The sequence below is a fragment of the Candidatus Polarisedimenticolia bacterium genome (assembly GCA_035764505.1).
Taxonomy (GTDB): Bacteria; Acidobacteriota; Polarisedimenticolia; order Gp22-AA2; family AA152; genus AA152.
Genome location: DASTZC010000286.1, coordinates 1 through 3,788 on the forward strand (window position 1 = coordinate 1; position 3,788 = coordinate 3,788).

At 67.8% G+C, this 3,788-nt stretch carries 5 protein-coding genes; 4 read left to right on the forward strand and 1 reads right to left on the reverse strand.

Going from position 1 to position 3,788, the window contains the following annotated elements:
• The 4 genes from VFW45_18675 to VFW45_18690 all read left to right on the forward strand — a co-directional run.
• A partial coding sequence (locus VFW45_18675) for a hypothetical protein (GenBank protein HEU5182820.1) occupies positions 1–285 on the forward strand: 285 nt, incomplete at its 5' end.
• 143 nt (positions 286–428) lie between these two features.
• Positions 429–1,760 carry a methylenetetrahydrofolate--tRNA-(uracil(54)-C(5))-methyltransferase (FADH(2)-oxidizing) TrmFO gene (gene trmFO, locus VFW45_18680; protein HEU5182821.1) on the forward strand — a complete coding sequence of 444 codons (1,332 nt, stop codon included), beginning with the start codon at positions 429–431 and terminating at the stop codon, positions 1,758–1,760.
• Positions 1,761–1,786: 26 nt separating this feature from the next.
• A complete protein-coding gene (xerC, locus tag VFW45_18685; protein HEU5182822.1) occupies positions 1,787–2,686 on the forward strand; it encodes a tyrosine recombinase XerC in 900 nt (299 codons plus the stop codon).
• Positions 2,661–3,464 (forward strand): inositol monophosphatase family protein, encoded by an 804-nt coding sequence (locus tag VFW45_18690; protein HEU5182823.1) that lies wholly within the window; start codon positions 2,661–2,663, stop codon positions 3,462–3,464. The genes xerC and VFW45_18690 overlap by 26 nt, the downstream gene beginning before the upstream one ends.
• A 222-nt stretch (positions 3,465–3,686) precedes the next feature.
• Here the strand turns inward: VFW45_18690 and VFW45_18695 are convergent.
• Positions 3,687–3,788, reverse strand: a 102-nt coding sequence (locus tag VFW45_18695) for a 4-hydroxythreonine-4-phosphate dehydrogenase PdxA (protein HEU5182824.1), incomplete at its 5' end; no start/stop codon positions are given.

Consider the following 3,788-nt stretch of genomic DNA (forward strand, 5'->3'; position numbering starts at 1 on the left):
GACTACAACGAGGCCGACGCGAGCAGCACCAAGATCTATGGTGTCTGGAGTGATAATCGCAACACCCAGAACGGACATCCCGACCAGGACGCGTGGTTCGATGTGGTGCACTCGGCGCCCCAGTGCGGTCCCTGCCAGGTGAGCTACTGTCAAGGTGGCGGCTTCAAGTGCCAGTTCAACAACACGTGCGGTCCCGGGGGGTGCTGCAACTACACCTGCGACGTTCCCGATGCGAACTGCCAGCTGCCGGATCCCTGCCCGCCGGGTGCCTGCGGCTGCAACTGAAGGCCACCTCCGCCCCGGCGCCGCCAGCGACGGCGCCGGGGGTTTTCTCCCGAGCGCTCGCACTTCGCACCGCTGTCCTTGTCTCCCCCTCCTACAATCCACTAGAATCAGCCCTCACCGCGAGTCGGCCGGGGGAACCGTTGATAACGAAACCTGCCATCCAGATCGTCGGGGCGGGGCTGGCCGGGTCGGAGGCGGCCTGGCAGCTGGCACGCCGCGGCCATCCGGTGGATCTCTATGAGATGCGCCCGGCGAAGCCCACGGCGGCGCACAAGACCGCCGATTGCGCCGAGCTGGTCTGCAGCAACACCTTCAAGTCGAACCTGATGGACACCGCGACGGGGCTCCTCAAGGAGGAGATGCGGCGCTGCGGCTCGCTCATCCTGCGCATCGCCGATGCCACGCGGATTCCCGCGGGCTCCGCCCTGGCCGTGGACCGCGAGCGCTTCGCCCGCGGCGTCACCGAGGCATTGGAGGGCGAACCGCTGATCCATCTCCACCGGCGCGAGGTCGAGGAGATTCCGAAAGAAGCGATTGCCATCCTCGCCACCGGGCCGCTCGTCTCGGAGTCGCTCTCCGCCGACATCGGCCGCTTCACCGGCCGCGGCTACCTCTACTTCTTCGACGCCGTCTCCCCCATCGTCGAGTCCGACTCGCTCGATCTCTCGAAGGTCTTCCGGGCCAGCCGCTACGGCAAGGGGGACGAGGACTACCTGAACTGTCCGATGGACGAGGAAACCTACGAGCGCTTCATCGACGCCATCCTCGCGGCGGCGACCGTCCCGAAGCACGAGTTCGAGAAAACCGGCTACTTCGAGGGGTGCCTGCCGATCGAGGAGATGGCGCGGCGCGGCCGCGACACGCTACGCTTCGGCCCGATGAAGCCGGTGGGGCTGGTGGATCCGAAGACGGGCCGCCGCCCGCACGCGGTGGTCCAGCTGCGGCAGGACAATGCGGCAGCGGAGCACTTCAACCTGGTCGGCTTCCAGAACAGCCTGCGCTGGGGCGAGCAGGAGCGCATCTTCCGGATGATCCCGGGACTGGAGCAGGCTTCCTTCGTCCGCCTCGGCATGATCCATCGCAACAGCTACATCAACGCGCCGGCGATCCTGATGGCCACCTTCCAGGCGCGCAGGCGCCCCGACCTCTTCTTCGCCGGACAGGTCTCCGGAGTCGAAGGCTACCTGGAATCGGCAGCGTCGGGACTGATGGCCGGCATGCACGCGGCGCGGCTGGCGGAGGGGCTGGAGGTCCTTCCCTTCCCGCCGACCACGGCGCTCGGCTGCCTGGGACGCTACATCTCCTCCGCCGACGTGAAGGACTACCAGCCGACCAACATGGCCTTCGGCCTGCTGCCGGCCCTGGATCGTCCGATTCGCGACAAGCGGGCGCGCCGCGAGATGCTGGTACGCCGCGCCCTCGATGATCTCGGAGAGTTCCTTGCGGCGCTCCAGCCGGCGGGGATCCCGGGATGATTCCTCGTCACGAGCGCGAGCCCTGAATGGAGCGCGCCATCCGCGCCTACCTGAAACATCTGCACCTCGATCAGAACAGCTCGCCCGAGACGATCCGTGCCTACGCGTCGGATCTCGGCGAGTTCGACGCCTTCGCGGGGCGCGAGCTCGGAGGAGGCGATGCCGATCCGCGGCGTGTCGACCGACTCCTGATCCGCGGGTTCCTGGGAGATCTGCACGAGCGCGGCATCAAGAAATCCACCGTGGCGCGCAAGCTCGCGGCGCTGCGCTCCTTCTTCCGCTACCTGAAGCGGCGCGGCAAGGTCAAGGACAATCCGGCCGAGGCGGTGTCGACGCCGCGGCAGGAGCGTCGCCTGCCCAGGCAGCTCAGCGTCGGGGAGATGAGCCACCTGCTGGATATGCCCGACGGATCGATGCCGCTCGGGGCGCGCGATCGCGCCATCCTGGAGCTGCTCTACGCCTCCGGACTGCGCGTCTCCGAGCTGACCGCGCTCGAGTTCGACGATCTCGACCTGGGCGAGGGGATGGTGCGGGTGCTGGGCAAGGGACGGAAGGAGCGCCTGGTGCCGGTCGGCTCCCAGGCGGTCAAGGCGATCCGCGGATACCTGAAGCGCCGGGCGGAGCTGGAGCCGCGCCCCGGCTCGGGGAAGGACGCGCTGTTCCTGAATTTTCGCGGCACCCGGCTCAACGTCCGGAGCGTGCGGCGCATCCTGAATCATGCCCTGGAGTCGGCGGCCATCACCCGCAAGGTCTCGCCGCACACCTTGCGGCATTCCTTCGCCACGCACCTGCTGGATGCCGGCGCCGACCTGCGCTCCATCCAGGAGCTGCTGGGCCATGCGTCGCTGTCCACCACACAGAAATACACCCACGTCTCGACCGAACGGCTCCTGAAGGCCTATGGCAAAGCCCACCGTCGCGCCTGAGATCCTGCGCGCCACGGCGGTCGACGCCGCTCGGGTCGGAGGCGAGGTGCTGCGCCGCAACCTGGAGGCTCCGGAGCCGCTGGGGATCACCGACAAGGGGCGCAACGACTACGTCACGCGCGTCGACCGCGAGGCGGAGGCGGCGATCATCGCCTGGATCCGCTCGCGCCATCCCGATCACGGCTTCCTGGCGGAAGAGTCGGCGCCCGCGGCGGGCAGCGAGGTGGAGTGGATCATCGATCCGCTCGACGGCACGACGAACTACATCCACCGCTACCCCTTCTTCGCCGTATCGATCGCCGCGCGCGCCGAAGGCGAGGTCGTGGCGGGAGCCGTTTACGATCCCTGGCGCGACGAGCTGTTTACGGCCGCGCGCGGCGGCGGCGCCACCCTGAACGATGCTCCCATCCGAGTTTCTTCCTGCGGAGATCTGGGACGATCCTTGCTGGTGACCGGCTTCCCCTTTCGCTCGATGGACCGGCTGTCCCAGTTCATGGCTTCGCTGGAGAGTTTCATCCGCGCCGCTTCCGGCGTGCGGCGCGACGGATCGGCGTCGCTCGATTGCTGCTACGTCGCCTGCGGGAGGCTGGACGGCTTCTGGGAGTGCGGGCTGTCGGCCTGGGACATCGCGGCCGGCTCGCTCATCGTGGAGGAGGCCGGAGGCGTGGTCACCGACTTCCACGGGCGGCGCGGATTCCTCGACTCGGGCGACATCGTCGCCTCGGCCCGTTCCCTGCACCCCGACTTCCTGGCCACGGTCCAGCGCGCTTTCCTCTGAAGCAATCGACAGCAACGTTGGCGGGATGCCTCCGGTTCAGTTCTTGCCGAGGCTTCAACCGCCCAGAGAGTACGATTTTTGGACTGTCTGGTTGACGGGGGAGCTTACCCTGGTGTGACAAGGCACTGAAGCTCTACCCAGGGGATCCGTGGGCGCTGCGGAATCGCGATCTGGCGTGGAAGAAATTGCGGGAAACAGAAAAGGCGGCGGATCGTCCGTGATTCAGCTGCCGGAAGTGAGGCGCACCGCGAGGGCCACGGCGGCGTTGAGGCTGGAGGGATCGGCGGTGCCGCGCCCCGCGATGTCGTAGGCGGTGCCGTGGTC

Bases quoted from the DNA above. Each gene is read 5' to 3' on its own strand.
- xerC (HEU5182822.1), top strand. From the start codon at position 1,787: ATGGAGCGCGCCATCCGCGCCTACCTGAAACATCTGCACCTCGATCAG.
- VFW45_18690 (HEU5182823.1), top strand. From the start codon at position 2,661: ATGGCAAAGCCCACCGTCGCGCCTGAGATCCTGCGCGCCACGGCGGTC.